This is a genomic window from Streptomyces sp. NPDC050732, assembly GCF_040654255.1.
In the GTDB taxonomy this organism is placed as follows: domain Bacteria; phylum Actinomycetota; class Actinomycetes; order Streptomycetales; family Streptomycetaceae; genus Streptomyces.
Genome location: NZ_JBFAHP010000040.1, coordinates 14798 through 32311, shown reverse-complemented (window position 1 = coordinate 32311; position 17514 = coordinate 14798). Strand labels below are relative to the sequence as shown.

Here is a 17514-nt window from a genome sequence, read left to right as displayed (position 1 = left end):
AGGTGTGCCGCATGCGCGATCTGGGTGTGGGCTTCGGCTACTTGATGAAGGGGCAGCGCTGGGTCGCCCAGCACGGCAAGCAGTACGGATGGGGGCTGCTGCCCGGCCTCATCACGCTCGTCCTCTACGCGGGCGCGCTCGTCTCGCTCGCCCTGTGGGGCAGCGATCTCGTCGGCTGGGCCACGCCGTTCGCCGACGACTGGTCGTCCCCCTGGCTCGGCCTGTTCCGCGGCTTCCTGACGGCCCTGCTCTTCGCCCTCGCGCTGCTGCTGTCCGTCCTCACCTTCACCGCGGTGACGCTGCTCATCGGGGACCCCTTCTACGAGAAGCTGTCCGAACAGGTCGACATCTCCGAGTGCGGGCACGCCCCCGAGTCGGGGCTGCCGCTCTGGCGGGACCTGTGGATCTCGGCGAGGGACAGCCTCCGCATCGTCGTGCGCGCGCTCTGCTGGGGCGTGCTGCTCTTCGCGCTCGGTTTCGTCCCGGTCGCAGGCCAGACCGTCGTCCCCGTGATCGGCTTCTGCGTGACCGGCTTCTTCCTGGTCGAGGAGCTCACCGCGGTCGCCATGCAGCGCCGCGGTGTGGAACTCCGCGACCGGCTCGCCCTGTTGCGCTCCCGCAAGACACTCGCCTGGGGCTTCGGGACGCCGCTCGCCGTCGCCTTCCTGGTGCCGTTCGTCGCGGTGTTCCTGATGCCGGGCGCGGTCGCGGGCGCGACGCTGATGGCGCGGGACCTGCTGGGCGAGGACGGTTCCTCCGGCCGTCAGGACGACGAGGCGGCCGCTCCGAGGATGCCCCGGACCTGAGCGATGATGTCGAGCCGGTTCCGTACGAACTCGGGATCGGTGACGTCACCCGTCGCCGGGTCGGTGTTCCCCGCGCCGAACTGCAGGACGGGCGTGTGCACATGCCCGCCGGGCAGCCGGTCGTGCAGCCCGAGGCGGTCCCGCAGGAGCGTCGCCCGGTAGGCGATCTCGTTCGACAGATAGTCGCCGCCACCGCCCGCGCGCGCCGCCGACCCCTCGGTGGGCCCGTCCGGCCGGACCACGGGCCCGGTGCCGCCCGCCGGTATCTCGGTCACCGACGTGTTGTCGTACACGGGGAAACGGCCCGTCTCCGCCGCCACGATCTCCTTGTACGGGAGGGTCGTCGACGTCCACTGGGGCTGCGTGGCGGGATCGCGCACCGGCACGGTCCCGGTGCGCGACAGGTTCTCGTTGTCCGCGAAGCCGCCCCGCCAGGCGCCGTTGGTCCGCTCGATGTCGAACCGGCCCACGCGGCCCTGGCTGATGGTGGTGAAGAGGTCGACGTGGGGGAGGTGCGGGCGCAGCGCCCGCTCCACGGCGCCGTCCGCGAAGTCGTCCCAGCGGACCGGGAAGACCATCGCCTCGACGCGCGCCGGCCCGTCGGCGGTCCGGATCGTCGTGCCGTCCAGGGCGAGCGCGGCGGCGCCCGACGGATTGCTGATCCGGACGTCGCGGTCGAGGGTGAAGGGGTCGAAGCCGGTGACGAGGATGCGCTTGACGCGCCCGTGTCCCTGCCCCTGCCCCGGTCCCTGCCCGTGCTTGCCGGGGCGGTGGCCGACGGTGTCCTGTCCGCGGGACGAGCTTTCCAGCGCCCCCATGAGCCGCGCTCGCCGGCCGTCGGTGAGCGGGAAACGGGTGGGCTCCCACTGCCGCAGCTCCCGCGTCATGCCGAGCCGGGCCCAGTACAGCGGCCGGTCGTCGTCCTTGCTGAGACCCGCCCGCTGCTTCCCCTGAGCCCGGTCGACGGCCCGCCGCCACAGAGACTTCCCTTCGCGTACGACGAGACGCCGGGCCTGGTCGTAGGAGCGGGCCCGCTCCAGCGCCCGCGCCAACTCCGGGGCGGCGGTGTCGAAGCCGCTGCGCCGCAGGATCTCCTGAGGGGCGGCACGGTCGAGCCGCGCTTCTTCGACGGTGGGGGTGGTGGCGGTGGGGGGCGTGGAGGTGGTGGCGGAGGCGGGTGCGGGGACTCCGAGTCCCAGTCCGGCCAGCAGAGCGGCGACGCCGAGAGCGCCGAGTCGTGTGTGCACGCGAGTCCTTCCGTAACCGGTGAGGTGGCGGAAGTATCGCGGGGCGCGTGGGGCGAGCGCTACGGCGCCTTCCGCACGAGTCGGCTGCGGGCCGCGGCCGCGAGCAGCGCACAGCCGACCGCCCCGACCACGAGGTCGGTCCAGCCCGGGGCGCCGGCCTCCCGCAGCAGCGCGGAGACGCCGAACGAGGAGTCCCAGCCGGCTTCCGTGATCGCGGAGCCGAAGCCCTGCACGACCAGGATGAAGCCGAAGAGGGCGAGAAGCCCCGCGGGCGACTTCTTGGTCCGGGTCTCGGCCTCGGTCTTGGTCTGACTGCTCACGTGTCTCGTCTCCTCAGCTGCGGTGCGCGTTCCGATGCGGTCGCATCACATCATGCACGGGAGACGGGATACGATGCAACCGCATCGAAAAGCATCGGAGCACCTCACCTCGTGCTCCCGGCGGAAAGGCAAAGGCACCCGAACCATGCCCAGACAGGTCGACTACGAGGACCGCCGGGCCCGCATCGCCGAGGCGGTGTGTCTGCTGATCGCCCGCTCCGGGATGGAGGCCGTCAGCCTGCGCGACGTGGCCACCGAGGCGGGGGTGTCGATGGGCGCGGTACAGCGGTGCTTCCGTACGAAGGACGAGATGCTGCTCTTCGCCCTGGAAGGCATCTCGCAGCGGATCGGCGACCGGGCGAAGGCGCGCATCGCGGCGTCGGAAACCCCGCAGTCGGCCGTGACCCTGCTGGACCGCACGCTGTCCGCGCTGGCGCTCGTCGAGCCGGAGGACGAGACGGAGGCGCGGGTCTGGGGAGCGTTCGTCGCGCACGCGGCGGTGAGCGGGGAGCTGGCGAAGGTGCTGCGCGAGACGTACGCGAAACTCCACGAACTCCTGGTCTGGCTGATCGGCTACGGCCAGGACACGGGTGAACTGCGCCCCGGACTGGACCCGTCCGCGGAGGCCCGCGCCCTGGTGGCCCTGACGGACGGCCTCACCGCCCAGGTGCTGGTGGGCCACCACACGCCGGAGTCGGCGCGGGGGGTGCTGAAGAGATACGCGGCGGGGCTGACGGTGTAGGCGGGATACGCGGTGACTCCGTGTCCCGTACAACCCTTCGGCCCCATCACCGGTCTCCTGTTGGCCGAGCCCACACGTCACCCGGGACGACGTCCGGTGAACGGCGTGGCGCCCCTCGACCCACAAGGAACCTCAACACCCATGCGCATCCGCACAACGGCCACGCTCACCGCCTTCCTGGCGGCGGGCCTCACCCCCCTCACCCTGCCCGCCGCGGCGGCGAGCGCCGCGCCCGCGAAGCACGGCGACGACTTCAACGGCGACGGCTACCGCGACTACGCGTACTCCAGCTTCAGCGCCCGAGGGGGCGGCGGCGTCACCGTGGTCTTCGGGACCGCGACCGGGCCCGGCTCCACGAAGCAGCGCATCACCCAGGCGAGCCCCGGCGTGCCCGGCGCCGACGAGGCCGACGACATGTTCGGCGAGGTACGGGCCGCCGCGGACTTCGACGGCGACGGCTACGGCGACCTCGCGGTGGCGGCGACCGGCGAGAACGGCTTCCAGGGCGCCGTGACGATCCTGTGGGGCTCCGCCTCCGGCCTGTCCAAGGGGACGACGCTCCCGAACAAGAACCCCGGCGCCAACAACTACATGGGCGCGGACCTGGCGACCGGCGACTTCAACGGGGACGGCAAGCAGGACCTGGCCGTCATCAACGAATCCATGACCTTCGTCTACCGGGGCCCGCTCAAGCGCTCCGGCACCACCGGCGCCGTGACCAAGCTCGACAAGACGACGTCCTTCTACGCCTCGGCCCTGATCTCCGGCAAGGTCGACGGCGACAAGAAGACCGACCTCGCGATCATCGGCGACGTGGTCGGCCCCGAGAAGATCGCGTCCGACGTCTGGTTCGTCAAGGGCGGCGCGAGCTCACTCACCCCCGGCAAGAGCCTCCGCCTGGAGTCGGAGTCCGGCAACGGCGGCAGCTCCGAGCGCGGCGGCGACGGCGTCATCGCCGACTTCGACAAGGACGGCTACGGCGACATCGCCATCGGCACCTCCGTCCACTCGAAGCACAAGGGCCGCGTCAGCGTCTGGTACGGCGCGTCCGGCGGCCCGTCCCGAAGCTCCCGCCTCACCCAGTCGACGAGCGGCGTCGCAGGCTCCCCGGAGAACTACGACGAGTTCGGCTCGTCCGTCTCGGCGGGCGACGTCAACGGCGACGGCTACGCGGACCTCGCGGTCGGCGTGCGGGACGAGGAGATCGACGGCAAGGACCACGCGGGCGGCGTGCACGTCTTCAAGGGCCGGGCGAGCGGCCTGTCCCCCACCGGTTCGCAGTGGTTCGCCCGCAACACCCCGGGCGTACCGGGGCCGTTGACGGCCGACGACCAGTTCGGCGGCCTGGTGCGGCTGCGCGACACGAACGGCGACGGAAAGGCCGACCTCCATGTGAGCGCCGTCGACTCCCTGCGCCTGCCCGGCTCAACCGGCGGCATCACCACGACGGGCGCGTCGGCATACGACGCGGCCCCCGTCGACAGCTTCCTGGAATAACTCCCTGCACGGACAACCGTTGGCGGGCGCGCCGCGTCGGCGGGTCACGCGTCGCCCGGCTCCGTCAGGCGGCCGATGACGCGGCGTGCCGTGCTCGCCATCACCGGGTTCGTCCGCTGGTAGTACGCGAGTTCGGTGGCGGCGATCGTGAGGGCCCAGCCCCGGCCACGCGCCCACATGGCGTCGTCGGTGGCCGGGCCGAGCGCGGCGCGGAAGTCGCGGCGGGCCCCTGCGTCCATCAGGTACCAGGCGGCGATCAGGTCGACCGCGGGATCCGCCGTGCCCATGCATCCGAAGTCGATGACGGCGCCGAGCCGGCCCCCGTCGACGAGGACGTTGCCCGGCTGCAGGTCCCCGTGCACCCAGACGCCGGGCCCCTTCCATGCCGGGGCGCGCACGGCGGCCTCCCACACGGCGGTCACGGCCCGCTCGTCGACGAGCCCGCCGAGCTCGGCGATCACCTCGCGGGTGTGGGTGTCGCGCCCGGCGAGCGGGTCGCCGCGGTAGGCGACGGGCGCCCCGGCCGGGTCCACCTCGCGCAGGGCGGACACGAACTCCGCGACGTCCTTGGCGAACAGGGCGGGTTCGGCGCAGGGCCGGCCGGGGTCAGGTGTCGTGCCGTCCAGCCACCGGAACACCGACCACGCATACGGGTACCCTTCGCCCGGCCGGCCCTTCCCGAGCGGCACCGGGACGGCGACGGGCAGCGCGGGCGCGAGCCGGGGCAGCCACACCCGCTCCCGCTCCACGTCCTCGGCGGCGCCCGCCACACGCGGCAGCCGCACCACCATGTCCCCGCCGAGCCGGTACATGGCGTTGGACGTCCCGGCCGATGCGACGCGCTCCACGGGCAGCCCGGCCCACGCGGGAAACTGGGCACCGACCAGCCGCCGCACCAGTCCCTCGTCGATGTCGGCTTCGTCGGCGTGCATCTTCCCGCTGCTCACATGTCCCCCTCGGTCCCTCGGTCCGGCCCCCGCTCATCGGACCGGTGCCGAACGGAAGCCGTCAAATGGAAGCCGTCGAGGGCCCCGGCGGTCAAGCCGTTTCATGCCACGTACGTCGCCCGCCGGGCCGTCCCGATCACCGCCGTCCGGTCGGCCGCGCTCAGCAGCCCGTCGGCCACCCACTTCTCCGTCGTGGCCCGTACGTGTGCGACCAGCGCGCCCTTGTCGCGGAACGGCGCGGCGGCCCAGACCGCGTCGAGCAGGGTGCGGCCGTCGGGGCGGGCGGGGTTGGCGACGCCGGAGTCCAGGCCGCCGAAGACGACGCGCGGCTCGTCCCGCCGGAAGTAGACGTGGGTCGGGTCCTCGGTGCCTTCGGCGAAGGGCGCGAACTCGACGCCGTCGAGGGTGAGATGGAGCGGCTTGCCCGGCACGGGGGTGAACGTGGGCAGCAGGTCGCCGGAGAGGGCGGTGTTGCGGTGGAGGCCGAGCCGGAGGAGGTCCTTGCGGGGGTCGCGTGCCGCCAGGGCGAGCGGACCGTGGAAGAGGGTCTGGACGCGCGGGTCGTCGGGGGCCGCTTCGGTGCGCAGCCGGAAGGGGACCGAGACGCGCACGGTGTCGCCGTCCCGCCAGGTGCGGGCGACGGAGAAGTAGCCGCCGGGGCGCGAATCCCCCTCCACGGCACGCCCGTTGACCTTGACCGTGAAGCCGCCGTCCGCCCAGGCGGGCACCCGCAGCCGCAGCTCGAAGGCGGCGGCCCGGCCCCGGACGGTGAGCGTGGTGCCCTGCTCGTAGGGGTAGCCGGTGGTCTGCGTGACGGTGACGCCGCGCTCCGCCCAGGTCAGCTTCGACGGCATGTAGAGGTTGACGTAGAGCGCGCTCAGGTCACTTCCCCCGGCGGCCGTCGTCGTGAAGTAGACCGAGTCCTGGTACTTGGTCGCGCTCTCCATCCCCGTGCCCTCGCAGCAGGTGGTGCCCGCCTTGGGCGTGTAGTCGCGGACATGCCCGGGTGCGAGCCCGACGAAGTAGGTGACCAGGGGTTTCTCCGCGTCGGCCCGGTCCTGCTTGGAGCCGAGGACCTGGTTGTGGAGGGCGCGCTCGTAGTAGTCCATGTACTGCGGCCGCTGGTCGTGGAAGAACAGCATCCGGCTGAGCTTGAGCATGTTGTACGCGCAACAGGTCTCGGCGTTGACATCGCCGAGGGTGCCGGCGACGGCGCCCCTCTCGCCCCAGAACTCCCGGTCGCTGGTGCCGCCGATGGCGTACATGCGCGGCGGTACGACCATCTCCCAGAAGTTGCGGGCCGCGTCGAGGTAGCGGCGCTCGCGCGTCTCGTCGTACAGCCGCAGCAGTCCCGTGAAGATCGGTATGTGCTGGTTGGCGTGGAGTCCGCTGAGGACGTCCTTGCCCGCGGCGCAGCTGTCGATGAGCTTGTCGAGGTCGAACAGGCGGGCCAGCGCCAGGTGCCGGGGGTCGCCGGTGAGCGCGTGCAGGTCGCAGACCGCCTCGGCGATGCCGCCGAACTCACCGCTGGAGAAGAGCCCCCACATCCGCTGGAGAGTGGCCTCGGGCAGCGGGGAAAGGCGGGAGTGCATCCAGTCGCACATGCCCTCGGCGAGGTCGAGGGCGCGGGCGTCGCCGGTGGCGAGGTGGGCGTCGAGCAGCCCGCGCAGGATCTTGTGGGCGGTGTAGTACGGCGCCCACACCACCGTGTAGTCGCTGCCGGTCATCGACTCCAAAGTGATGAACTGCGTCTCCGGGTACGCCGCGAGGAACCCGGGGTGGCTCGGCCCGCCCCAGGTGCGCCGCAGGGTGGCGTGGCGTGCGCGGCCGGAGGCGTCGGCGAAGGTCCCGCCCGTGGTCTCGTCGAAGGCGTACGCGGCCAGGTTCCCGGCACCGGCGGCGGTCTCGGCGGCAGGGCGCCGTCGCAGTGCGGTGATCTCGTCCGCGGTGAGTGCCCGGCTCCACAGGTGGACCTCGTCGAAGGCGCCCGCGAAGACGGGGTCCGCGGCGTAGTGGGAGCGGCCGAGCCAGTGGTCGCGCAGGGTGCCGAGGGCCGTCGGGGTCAGGGACATCGCGGTGTTCCTCGCCACCTCGGCGCCGTCGACGTAGAGGACGCCGGTGCCGCCGGCGAGGGTCACCGCGAGATGGCTCCACTCGCCGACGGGCAGCGGTGCCTCACCGGCCAGGACTTGTTCGCCGCCCGCGCCCGACGACGTGATCGCGAAACGGGGGCGGCCCTTCGCGTCCCGCGCCGCCAGATAGAGGTAGCGGCGGGTGTCGTCACCGAAGTCGCAGACGCGCGCCCAGTCGTCGGCGTGCTCGGGCCGCACCCAGGCGGCGAAGGTGAACTCCGCGGCCCCGTCCAGGACATCGGCGGGCAGGTCGACGTACTGGTAGGAGCCACGGACGTTCGACGCGGCGGTGGAGCCGGGGAACGGGCCCGGGACGCTGAGCACGGCCGGGTCCTCGCGCAGCGCCGCGCGCACGTCGTGCAGCGCCCCGACCATGGTGCGGATCTTCTCGGCGTACGCCTTCTCGCCCGTACTGGCGTACGCCTGGGCGAGCATGGTGAGGAAGTGCCCGGTGAAATGGCCGCGCAGGTTGCCGTTCGCCTCGCCGTCCAGGCCCTCCCAGCCGCCCGGGGCGACCGCGCCGCCCGTGTCGAGGCCGGCGTTCGCCCGGAACACCTGGACGAGACGGTTCTCGTCGTAACCGCGCGCGAAGTCGAGCATGAGACGGCGCTTGTCGGCGAAGACGCCCGCGCCGAGCGTCACTTCGCCGAGGCCGAAGGGCCGTACGGTCCAGGCGGCGGGCAGGGGAACCGCCGGAACAGGGGCGGCCGGGACCGGGCCGGCCCGCCGAGGCGCGGCGCCCGCCGCACCGGGGGCGAACGCCGCCGCCGTACCCAGGAGCACGGCACCGAGGACGGTGCGTCTGGCGGGGGTGGGGTGGGATGCCATACGGGACCTCAGTTCTGTTCGACATATCGAATGCAGTTCGGGAAGTCGACCAGAACTTAGGGTCGGTGCCGCGACGCGTCAATGATTCCGGCGTACTCAGCGGACGGCGGCCTCCCGGAGTGCCGTCAGGAACGGGTGCGTCGCCGGTGCCGGGGTGCGGTCGCGGGCCGTCGCCGCGTACACCGTGCGCGGCGGCGCCCCTTCGTCCCGTACCGGGACCAGCGCGATGTCCGGCCGTACGCCCTCCGCGGCGAGTGCGGGGACGAGCGCCACGCCGAGGCCCGCCGCCACGTACCCCTGTTTCGCCGTCCACTCGGCGACGACGTGCGCGACGCGGGGCCGGAACCCGTGGCGCAGGGCGGGCTCCAGGAGGGAGCCCTCGATGCGGGGGCTGCCGGAGATCCAGTCGTCCGCCGCGAACTGCGGGAGCCGCAGCTCGGACGCGCCCGCCAGCGCGTGCCCCGCCGGCAGCGCGACGTACAGCGTCTCGTCGAGCAGGTGGTGCAGGTCGTACGCATCGCCGGGCAGCGCGCCACCCGTCGTCGACACCACCGCCAGGTCGAGCTCGCCCTCCGTGAGCCGGGACAGGAGCGCGGGCGTCAGGCCCTCCTCGCGGGTGAGGGTCACGCCGGGGTGGCGCGCCCGGAACGCCGCGATCGCCCGCGGCACGAGCCCCGCGTCCGCCGTCGCGAACGCCCCGACCCGCAGCAGCCCGCCCGCCGCGTCCCGGAGTGCCGCCAACTCCCGTCCCGCGGCGCGCAGTCGGGACAGCAGCTCCCGCGCGTGCGGCAGCAGCGCCCGGCCGTGCGCCGTCGGACGCACCCCGCGCGGCAGCCGGTCGAAGAGCGGCGCCCCGCCGAGCGCCGCCTCCAGCGCCGCGATCTGTCGCGACACGGCGGACTGCGTCCACCCCAGCTCCCGCGCGGCCACCGTGAACGACCCGTGCCGGGCCACCTCCAGGAAGGTGCGGAGCCAGACGGTCGAGAGGTCGGGCACCTCCGACGGCGCGGCTTCCGCGCCCTGAGCGGCGGCGGCCTGCAGGCCCCGCGTGACATGCGGATTCGGCATGGCTCGCATGCTAGACATTCGCTTGTCGCATCCCGTGGCCGGGCCTAGCGTCGGGCCCATGGAAAAGATCGCATTCCTCGGTCTCGGCCGCATGGGCGAGCCCATGGCGCGCCAACTCCGCCTGGCCGGACACCCGTTGACCGTCTGGAACCGTACGTCCGAGAAGGCGGACGCTCTCGTCGCGGAGGGCGCCACGGCCGCCGCGACCCCCGCCGACGCCGTCCGCGAGGCCGACGTCGTCATCACGATGCTCGCGGGGCCCGACGCCCTGCGCGAGGTCGCCGACGCCGTCGTCCCCGCCCTCCGCCCCGGCACCCACTGGGTGGAGATGTCGACCGTCGGGCCGGACGCCGTAAGGGAGTTGGCGAGCCGCGTCCCGGACGGTGTCACCCTCGTCGACGCCCCCGTCATGGGCAGCACCGACAGGGCCGCCGCGGGACGGCTCGGCGTCCTCGCGGGCGGCGAGGCGGCGGGCGTCGAGCACGTCCTCGCCCGCTTCGGCCCGGTCACCCGCACCGGCGCCCTCGGCACCGGCGCCGCGCTCAAACTCGTCGTCAACACCGCCGTCATCGGCGGGGTCGCCCTGGCCGCCGAGGCCATGAGGCTCGCCGCCGCGCTCGGCGTGGACGAGGGCACCGCACGGGGAGCCCTCGCCGCGGGACCGCTCGGCGGCGCCGTCGCCCGCGCCTTCGCGACCGACGTGCACTTCGGCAGCGATCTCGCCGTCAAGGACCTCACCCTCGCGGCGGAAGCCGCTCAACTCCCGCTGGTGGGCGCGGCGTTGGCCCACTTCGAGACGGCTGCCGCCGACCCGGACGTGGCCCACGAGGACATCGCCCGCGCCGTCACCCACATCCGCACCCGACGCGACACCTGACACACCCTCGACCTCACGCAAGGAGCACACACGTGCAGATCACCATCGACAACCCCGCCGCCGCCCCGCAGCCCTTCGGCCCCTACTCGCAGGTCGCCCGCGTCGAACACGCCGACGGCGGCGTCCTGTTGTACGTCTCGGGGCAGTGCGCCGAGGGCGACGACATGGCCACCCAGACCCGCGGCGTCTTCGAGGCCCTGGAGCAGCTGCTCACGGCGCACGGCGCCGGACTCGACGACATCATCAACATCCGCACGTTCCTCACCGACATGGACGGCTTCGCCGACTACGCGGCCGTACGCAAGGAGTTCCTCACCGGCACCCCGCCCACCAGCACCACCGTCGCGGTGACCCGCCTCGTCCCGCCGCGTGCGCTGGTCGAGGTCGAGGTGGTGGCCGCCGTCACCGCTCCCGCCCAGTAGGACGGCCCGACGCAAGGGGGGACAGCACGCCGGTGCCGTTCAGGGGCGCGGGGAACTGCCACCGTCACCGCGACGAGAAGCCGTACACCGTCTCCGACGCGTACACCTCGCCCGGCCGCAGCACCGTGGAAGGAAAGTGCGGCCGGTGCGGCGAGTCGGGAAAGCGCTGGGTCTCCAGCGCGATCCCGCCGCAGGGTGCGAAGGGCAGCTCCGGCGCGAAGTGGTCCGCCGTGTACAGCTGGAGGCCCGGCTCCGTCGTCGCGACGGTCAGGGTCCGGCCGGAGCCGGGGTCGCGCACCACGGCCACCTCGGCCGGCTCCGCCGTGACCCCCTTGTCCAGCACGTAGTTGTGGTCGTAGCCGGGCCCGGCCCCGCGACCGGCACGGAAGTCGAACCGCGTCCCCGCCACGTCCTCGTACGCCCCGGTAGGAATCCCGGTACCGTCCGTCGGCGTGATGCGGGAGGCCGCGATCCGCAGCTCGTGCCCGAGGGCGCTGCCCGTCCCCGCCCCGGCGAGGTTCCAGTACGTGTGGTTGGTGAGGTTCACGACGGTCGGCGCGTCGGTCGTCGCCTCGTACGCGATCCGCAGCGCCCCCGCCCCGTCCAGCGAGTACGTCGCGGAGACCGCGAGCCGCCCGGGATAGCCCTCCTCGCCGTCGGGGGAGACCCGGGAGAGCCGCACCCCGTGCGCGCCCGCGGGCTCCGCGTCCCAGACGTGCTTGTCGAAGCCGCGCCCGCCGCCGTGCAGCGCGTTGGACCCGTTGTTGCGCGCGAGGTCGTACGTCCGCCCGTCGAGGACGAAGGACCCGCCCGCGATCCGGTTCGCGTACCGCCCCACCAGTGCTCCGAAGTACGGCCCCGGATGCCGCAGATACCCGTCGAGCCCCTCGAAGCCCAGCGCCACCGGCGCCACGCGCCCCGCCCGGTCGGGGACCTCCACCGACTGCACGATCCCGCCGTACGTCAGGACCCGCACCCGCACCCCGGCCCTCTCCAGGGTCCAGCGGTGGACGGGGCTGCCGTCGGGAAGCGTCCCGAAGAGTTCACTGCGCATGATCGAGACCCTAGCCGGGCCCACACCCGGCCCGCCGCCCCCGCTACGCCCCGGGCTTCTTCGACGTCACCCGCCGATAGGCGATCTCGGCGAGCCGCGCCTGGCCGTTCTTGCTGGGGTGGAACCAGTCCCAGTGGCTCAACTGGTCCCCGTCGAAGCGGTAGTCGAAGACCGCGCCGCCGTCGTGCCGGCAGCGCCGGTCCTTCTCACACACCTCTTTGAGGACTTCGTTGTACGCGACCACGCGGTCCCGCACCGCGTCGCGCCGCTCCGTCGCCCGCGCGTCCAGGTCGTCCGGGTCCGCCAGCATGGAGGCGCAGATGCCCAGCTTCCACACCTGCTTGCCCAGCGGATTGGTCCGCCCCTGGGACCAGAGCCGCTTCAGGTCCGGCACGGACGCCACGTACACCTGCGCCTTCGGCAGCTCGCGGCGCAGCGTGCGCATCGCCTCCTGGAAGTCGGCGCGGAACTGCGCGACCGGCGTCATCGCGGCGGCGGAGGAGCGGCAGGCGTCGTTGGCGCCCGTCATCACCGTGACCAGCTCCGGGCGCTCGGCGGCGGCCTCCTCGACCTGCCCGGTCAGATCCGCCATGCGGGCGCCGGTCTTCGCGTGGTTCCAACTGTGTGTGGCGGCGCGCGTCTTCCCCAGCAGCCGCGTCGCCAGGCTGTTGATCTCGGTGTCGGTACCGGTCGCCCACGAGGCCTCGGGGCAGTCGGACAGCACCGAGCAGGCGTCGAAGCCGCGGGTGATGGAGTCGCCGACGGCGGCCAGCGAGCGGGGTGAGGTGTCCCAGGCGGGCGTGGGCTTCGGGGACGGCCGGTGGGCGGACGAGCCGCCGGGCGCCCCGGAGTTGCCGCCCTGGGCGTCGCACGCGGTGAGCGCACCGCCGCAGAGAAGGGCCGTCGTCGCGAGGGCGACGACGGCACGCGAGCGGTGCCTGCGGTTCCGCATCCCCTGCTCCCCTCTGTCGTTCAACGTGACGTCGTGCGGGTGGCCGGGGTTGCGCCCCGCCGGGTGAAAGGTCGGAGTTTCCTGGCCTTCTGACCGACCGTACGTCACACTCCTTGCGCCGCCGCACGGTAGCCTCGGCCCGTAGCCGCCGGACCACTGCTGTCACGGCGGCGACAGGCTGGTGGTCCACCCGGTGGCGCCCCGCCGCGGTGGTTCCGCTAAATTACATCACGTCACATCTGTCCCCTTTTCCCAGGTTTATCTAGTATTTGGGGAAAACTGCTCGGCACGGGCGCGAGGCCGCTGGGGAAGGCGAACCTCGACCCACACTGGAGGTCCCGGTGACGACACGTGGAGTTCTGTACGTGCACTCCGCTCCGCGCGCGCTGTGCCCACACGTCGAGTGGGCTGTCGCGGGCGTGCTCGGCGCGCGTGTGAGCCTCGACTGGATCAGGCAGCCCGCGGCGCCGGGCACCTGGAGATCCGAATTCTCCTGGCAGGGCTCGGTGGGCACCGCGTCCAAGCTCGCCTCCGCCCTGCGCGGCTGGGATCTGCTGCGCTTCGAAGTCACGGCGGAGCCCTGCACCAGCGCCGAGGGCGAGCGCTACAGCGCCACGCCCGCGCTCGGCATCTACCACGCCGTGACCGGCATCCACGGCGACATCCTGGTCCCCGAGGACCGGCTGCGCGCCGCACTGGCCCGCTCGCAGCGCGGCGAGAGCAACCTGGAGGCGGAGCTGGCCAAGCTCCTCGGCAAGCCCTGGGACGACGAACTGGAGCCCTTCAGGTACGCGGGCGAGGGCGCACCCGTGCGCTGGCTGCACCAAGTGGTCTGACCTGGAAGTGGTCCGACCGCAAGTGGTCCGGCCCAACGCGAAGGGGCCCCACCGACCGGTGGGGCCCCTTCGCGTACGTGCGGAAGGCTCAGACGCTGCGGAACGCCAGGACGACGTTGTGGCCGCCGAAGCCGAACGAGTCGTTCAGCGCCGCGATCGTGCCCTCGGGCAGCGGACGGGCCTCACCGCGGACGATGTCCGCGTCGACCTCGGGGTCGAGGTTGTCGACGTTGATCGTCGGCGGGGCGACGCGGTGCTTGAGCGCGAGAACCGTCGCCACGGTCTCCACGCCGCCCGCGCCACCGAGCAGGTGACCGGTCATCGACTTGGTGCTGGAGATCGCCATGTGGTCCACGTCGTCGCCGAACGCCTTGCGCAGCGCCTTGATCTCCGCGACGTCACCCTGCGGCGTCGAGGTCGCGTGCGCGTTCACGTGCACGATCTCGGCGGGCTTGAGGTCCGTCGTGTCGACCAGGTTCTGCAGCGCCGCGGCGATGCCGTTGCCGGACGGCTCGGGCTGCGTGATGTGGTGGGCGTCGGCCGAGATGCCCTGGCCGACGGCCTCCGCGTAGATCTTCGCGCCGCGGGCCTTGGCGTGCTCCTCGGACTCCAGGACGATCACACCGGCGCCCTCGCCGAGCACGAAGCCGTTGCGGTCCGCGTCGTAGGGACGCGAGGCGCCCTCGGGGTCGTCGTTGTTCTTGGACATCGCCATCATGTTGCCGAACGCGACGATCGGCAGCGGGTGGATCGCCGCCTCCGTGCCGCCCGCGACGACGACGTCGGCGCGGCCGGTACGGATCATCTCGATCGCGTAGCCGATGGCCTCCGCGCCCGAGGCGCAGGCCGACACCGGGGTGTGGACGCCCGACTTGGCGCCCAGCTCGATGCCGACGTTGGCCGCCGGGGAGTTGGGCATCAGCATCGGCACGGTGTGCGGGGAGACGCGGCGTACGCCCTTCTCCTTCAGCACGTCGTACTGGTCGAGGAGCGTGGTCACACCGCCGATGCCGGAGGCGATGACCGCGCCGAGGCGGTGCGGGTCCACCGCAGCGTCCTCGCCCGCCTTGGCGGTGTAGCCGGCGTCCGCCCAGGCCTCCTTGGCCGCGATCAGCGCGAACTGCGCCGACCGGTCCAGCTTGCGGGCCTGCGGGCGGGGGATGACCTCGCCCGGCTCCACGGCGATCTGACCGGCGATGCGGACGGGCAGCTCGGCTGCCCAGTCCTGCTCCAGCGTGCTGACGCCGGAACGGCCCGCGAGCAGGCCCTCCCACGTCGAGGCTGCGTCGCCACCCAGCGGTGTGGTTGCGCCGATACCGGTGACGACCACGGTGCGATTGGTCGAGTTCACAGGAAAATTCTCCACGGTGTTGAGGGGATCAGCGGCGCCACCGCCGGGTGGCGACTGAGCACGAGCTGGGTCAGCTCTGGTGCTCCAGGATGTACTTGGTCGCGTCGCCGACCGTCTTGAGGTTCTTGACGTCGTCGTCCGGGATCTTGACGTCGAAGCGCTCTTCGGCGGCGACGACGACCTCGACCATGGACAGCGAGTCGACGTCCAGGTCGTCGGTGAAGGACTTGTCCAGCTCGACGTCCTCGACCGGGATGCCGGCGATCTCGTTCACGATCTCCGCGAGACCGTCAACGATCTCCTTCTCAGTGGCGGCCATGTTGGCGCTCCTTCTTGTGGATCCAGAGGGTGGGGCGCCCGCCGCGGCAGCGGCAGGCTGGGCACTGTTGTACGGATCGGAAGATCCGGACGGGATGCCTAGGGGAGGGTAACGACCGTGGCGGCGTACACGAGACCCGCCCCGAAGCCGATGACGAGCGCGGTGTCGCCGCTCTTCGCCTCGCCGGTCGCCAGGAGCCGCTCCATCGCGAGCGGGATCGAGGCGGCCGAGGTGTTGCCGGTGGTGCGCACGTCACGGGCGACCGTGACGTGTTCGGGCAGTTTCAGAGTCTTCACCATCGAGTCGATGATCCGCTCGTTGGCCTGGTGCGGAATGAAGACATCCAGGTCGTCCGCGGTGATTCCGGCCGCGTCCAGCGCCTGCTGGGCGACCTTCGCCATCTCGAACACGGCCCAGCGGAAGACCGCCTGGCCCTCCTGCGTGATCGCAGGGTACTTGGCGGGAGCCCCGCCGTTGCGGTACACGTCCCAGGACTCGGTCTGCTTGATCGTCTCGGCCTTGTCGCCCTCCGAGCCCCAGACCGTCGGGCCGATCATCGGCTCCTTGGCGGGGCCCACGACCACGGCGCCCGCGCCGTCACCGAAGAGGAACGCCGTCGCGCGGTCGTGCAGGTCGGTGAGGTCGCTCAGCCGCTCCACGCCGATCACCAGGACGTACTCGGCGGAGCCGTCGACGACCATGCCCTTGGCCAGCGTCAGGCCGTAGCCGAAGCCGGCGCAGCCCGCGGAGATGTCGAACGCGGCGGGCTTGCCCGCGCCGATCTTGTCCGCGATCTCGGTCGCGATGGCCGGGGTCTGCTTGAAGTGCGAGACGGTGGAGACGATCACGGCACCGATCTGCCCGGGTGTGATGCCCGCGTCCGCGATCGCCTTGCCCGACGCCTCGATCGACATCGCGGCCACGGTCTCCTCGTCGGAGGCCCAGTGGCGGGTCGCGATGCCGGAGCGGGAGCGGATCCACTCGTCGGACGAGTCGATCGTCTCCAGGATCACCTCGTTCGGCACGACGCGGGTGGGCCGGTAGCCGCCGACGCCCATGATCCGCGCGTACGGATGGCCCTTGCCGGCCTTGATCTTCGACATGCGCTACGGCTCCTTGTCTGTCGTCGGCTCAGGAATGCTCGGCGACGAGCTCGCGGGCCGCGTCGAGGTCATCGGGGGTCTTGACCGCGAGCGTCTTGACGCCCTTCAGCGCGCGCTTGGCCAGACCGGTCAGGGTGCCACCGGGGCACACCTCGATCAGCGCCGTCACACCGAGCTCCTCGAAGGTCTCCATGCACAGGTCCCAGCGGACCGGGTTGGCGACCTGCCCGACCAGGCGGGAGATCACGTCGGCGCCGGTGTCGACCGTGCGGCCGTCGCGGTTCGAGACGTACGGAATCTTCGGGTCGGCGGGGGTGAGACCGGCCGCGGCCTGCTCCAGCTGGGCCACGGCGGGCGCCATGTGCTCCGTGTGGAACGCGCCCGCGACCTTGAGGGCGACGACCTTGCGGACACCTTCGGGCTTGTCGGCCTGCAGGGCCTCCAACTGCTCCAGCGTACCCGCCGCAACGATCTGACCTGCGCCGTTCACATTCGCCGGGGTCAGGCCGAGCTTCTCCAGATGCGGGACGGTGACCTCGGGGTCGCCGCCGAGCAGCGCCGCCATGCCGGTCCGCGTGACCGCCGCGGCCTCCGCCATCGCCAGGCCGCGGGTGCGGACGAGACCCATGGCCGCGTCGTCGCCGATCACCCCGGCGTACGCGGCGGCGGTGATCTCGCCGACGCTGTGTCCGGCGACGGCGCCCGGCGTGATGTCACCGAGTGCCGCGGCGGAGAGCAGGCCGGCGGCCACGAGCAGCGGCTGGGCCACGGCCGTGTCGCGGATCGCGTCCGCGTCGGCCTGGGTGCCGTAGTGGGCGAGGTCGAGCCCGATGGCGTCGGACCAGGCGGCGATGCGGTCGGCGGCGCCGGGGAGGTCGAGCCAGGGGGTCAGGAAGCCGGGCGTCTGAGCGCCTTGGCCGGGAGCGACGAGTACGAGCACTCTTACACTCTCTCTTGTGGACGGTGGGGGCCGCCCGTGGGGACAGGGACGAAGAACGGCTGGGGGAATTGTA

At 72.5% G+C, this 17514-nt stretch carries 17 protein-coding genes; 6 read left to right on the top strand and 11 right to left on the bottom strand.

Annotated features, from left to right (window positions below; genetic code table 11):
* Positions 1–11: 11 nt before the first annotated feature.
* Positions 12–806, top strand: coding sequence for an EI24 domain-containing protein (locus AB0H82_RS30185; protein WP_362998281.1), 795 nt, complete (start codon positions 12–14; stop codon positions 804–806).
* Here AB0H82_RS30185 and AB0H82_RS30180 read toward each other — a convergent pair.
* Entirely contained in the window at positions 764–2053 is a 1290-nt protein-coding gene (locus tag AB0H82_RS30180; RefSeq protein ID WP_362998279.1) for a pyroglutamyl peptidase, read from the bottom strand. The genes AB0H82_RS30185 and AB0H82_RS30180 overlap by 43 nt on opposite strands.
* Before the next feature lie 59 nt (positions 2054–2112).
* Positions 2113–2373: a hypothetical protein gene (locus AB0H82_RS30175; protein ID WP_362998277.1), complete on the bottom strand. Its 261-nt coding sequence runs from the start codon at positions 2371–2373 to the stop codon at positions 2113–2115.
* 145 nt (positions 2374–2518) lie between these two features.
* On the opposite strand from AB0H82_RS30175, the gene AB0H82_RS30170 reads away from it, so the two are divergent.
* The gene (locus AB0H82_RS30170) at positions 2519–3115 is read left to right on the top strand and encodes a TetR family transcriptional regulator C-terminal domain-containing protein (RefSeq protein WP_362998275.1); all 597 of its coding nucleotides are present in this window, start codon (positions 2519–2521) and stop codon (positions 3113–3115) included.
* Between the two features lie 141 nt (positions 3116–3256).
* Positions 3257–4612, top strand: a complete 1356-nt coding sequence (locus tag AB0H82_RS30165) for an FG-GAP-like repeat-containing protein (protein ID WP_362998273.1) — start codon at positions 3257–3259, stop codon at positions 4610–4612.
* 44 nt (positions 4613–4656) lie between these two features.
* On the opposite strand, the gene AB0H82_RS30160 is transcribed toward AB0H82_RS30165, so the two are convergent.
* From AB0H82_RS30160 to AB0H82_RS30150, 3 genes are all read right to left on the bottom strand, one after another.
* Positions 4657–5544, bottom strand: coding sequence for an aminoglycoside phosphotransferase family protein (locus AB0H82_RS30160; protein ID WP_362998359.1), 888 nt, complete (start codon positions 5542–5544; stop codon positions 4657–4659).
* Positions 5545–5660: 116 nt separating this feature from the next.
* A complete protein-coding gene (locus tag AB0H82_RS30155) occupies positions 5661–8519 on the bottom strand; it encodes a beta-L-arabinofuranosidase domain-containing protein (RefSeq protein WP_362998271.1) in 2859 nt (952 codons plus the stop codon).
* Positions 8520–8615: 96 nt separating this feature from the next.
* A complete protein-coding gene (locus AB0H82_RS30150; RefSeq protein WP_362998269.1) occupies positions 8616–9587 on the bottom strand; it encodes a LysR substrate-binding domain-containing protein in 972 nt (323 codons plus the stop codon).
* Between the two features lie 58 nt (positions 9588–9645).
* Between AB0H82_RS30150 and AB0H82_RS30145 the strand changes: the two genes are divergently transcribed.
* Both AB0H82_RS30145 and AB0H82_RS30140 read left to right on the top strand, forming a co-directional pair.
* Entirely contained in the window at positions 9646–10464 is an 819-nt protein-coding gene (locus AB0H82_RS30145) for an NAD(P)-dependent oxidoreductase (protein WP_362998267.1), read from the top strand.
* A gap of 32 nt (positions 10465–10496) precedes the next feature.
* Positions 10497–10886: a RidA family protein gene (locus AB0H82_RS30140; protein WP_362998265.1), complete on the top strand. Its 390-nt coding sequence runs from the start codon at positions 10497–10499 to the stop codon at positions 10884–10886.
* 64 nt (positions 10887–10950) lie between these two features.
* Here AB0H82_RS30140 and AB0H82_RS30135 read toward each other — a convergent pair whose 3' ends face one another.
* Positions 10951–11940 (bottom strand): aldose epimerase family protein, encoded by a 990-nt coding sequence (locus tag AB0H82_RS30135; protein WP_362998263.1) that lies wholly within the window; start codon positions 11938–11940, stop codon positions 10951–10953.
* 43 nt (positions 11941–11983) lie between these two features.
* Positions 11984–12892 carry an SGNH/GDSL hydrolase family protein gene (locus AB0H82_RS30130; protein ID WP_362998261.1) on the bottom strand — a complete coding sequence of 303 codons (909 nt, stop codon included), beginning with the start codon at positions 12890–12892 and terminating at the stop codon, positions 11984–11986.
* A 341-nt stretch (positions 12893–13233) separates the two neighbouring features.
* Here AB0H82_RS30130 and AB0H82_RS30125 point away from each other — a divergent pair, with 341 nt between their 5' ends.
* The gene (locus AB0H82_RS30125; protein WP_362998259.1) at positions 13234–13728 is read left to right on the top strand and encodes a DUF3145 domain-containing protein; all 495 of its coding nucleotides are present in this window, start codon (positions 13234–13236) and stop codon (positions 13726–13728) included.
* Between the two features lie 88 nt (positions 13729–13816).
* Here the strand turns inward: AB0H82_RS30125 and fabF are convergent, their stop codons facing one another.
* The 4 genes from fabF to AB0H82_RS30105 form a co-directional block, all read right to left on the bottom strand.
* On the bottom strand, positions 13817–15079 hold the full coding sequence (gene fabF / locus AB0H82_RS30120; protein WP_362998257.1) for a beta-ketoacyl-ACP synthase II: 1263 nt from the start codon (positions 15077–15079) through the stop codon (positions 13817–13819).
* Positions 15080–15149: 70 nt separating this feature from the next.
* Entirely contained in the window at positions 15150–15398 is a 249-nt protein-coding gene (locus AB0H82_RS30115; protein WP_362998256.1) for an acyl carrier protein, read from the bottom strand.
* A 98-nt stretch (positions 15399–15496) separates the two neighbouring features.
* Positions 15497–16501: a ketoacyl-ACP synthase III gene (locus tag AB0H82_RS30110; RefSeq protein WP_362998254.1), complete on the bottom strand. Its 1005-nt coding sequence runs from the start codon at positions 16499–16501 to the stop codon at positions 15497–15499.
* Positions 16502–16529: 28 nt separating this feature from the next.
* The gene (locus tag AB0H82_RS30105; protein WP_362998252.1) at positions 16530–17441 is read right to left on the bottom strand and encodes an ACP S-malonyltransferase; all 912 of its coding nucleotides are present in this window, start codon (positions 17439–17441) and stop codon (positions 16530–16532) included.
* Positions 17442–17514 lie beyond the last annotated feature (73 nt).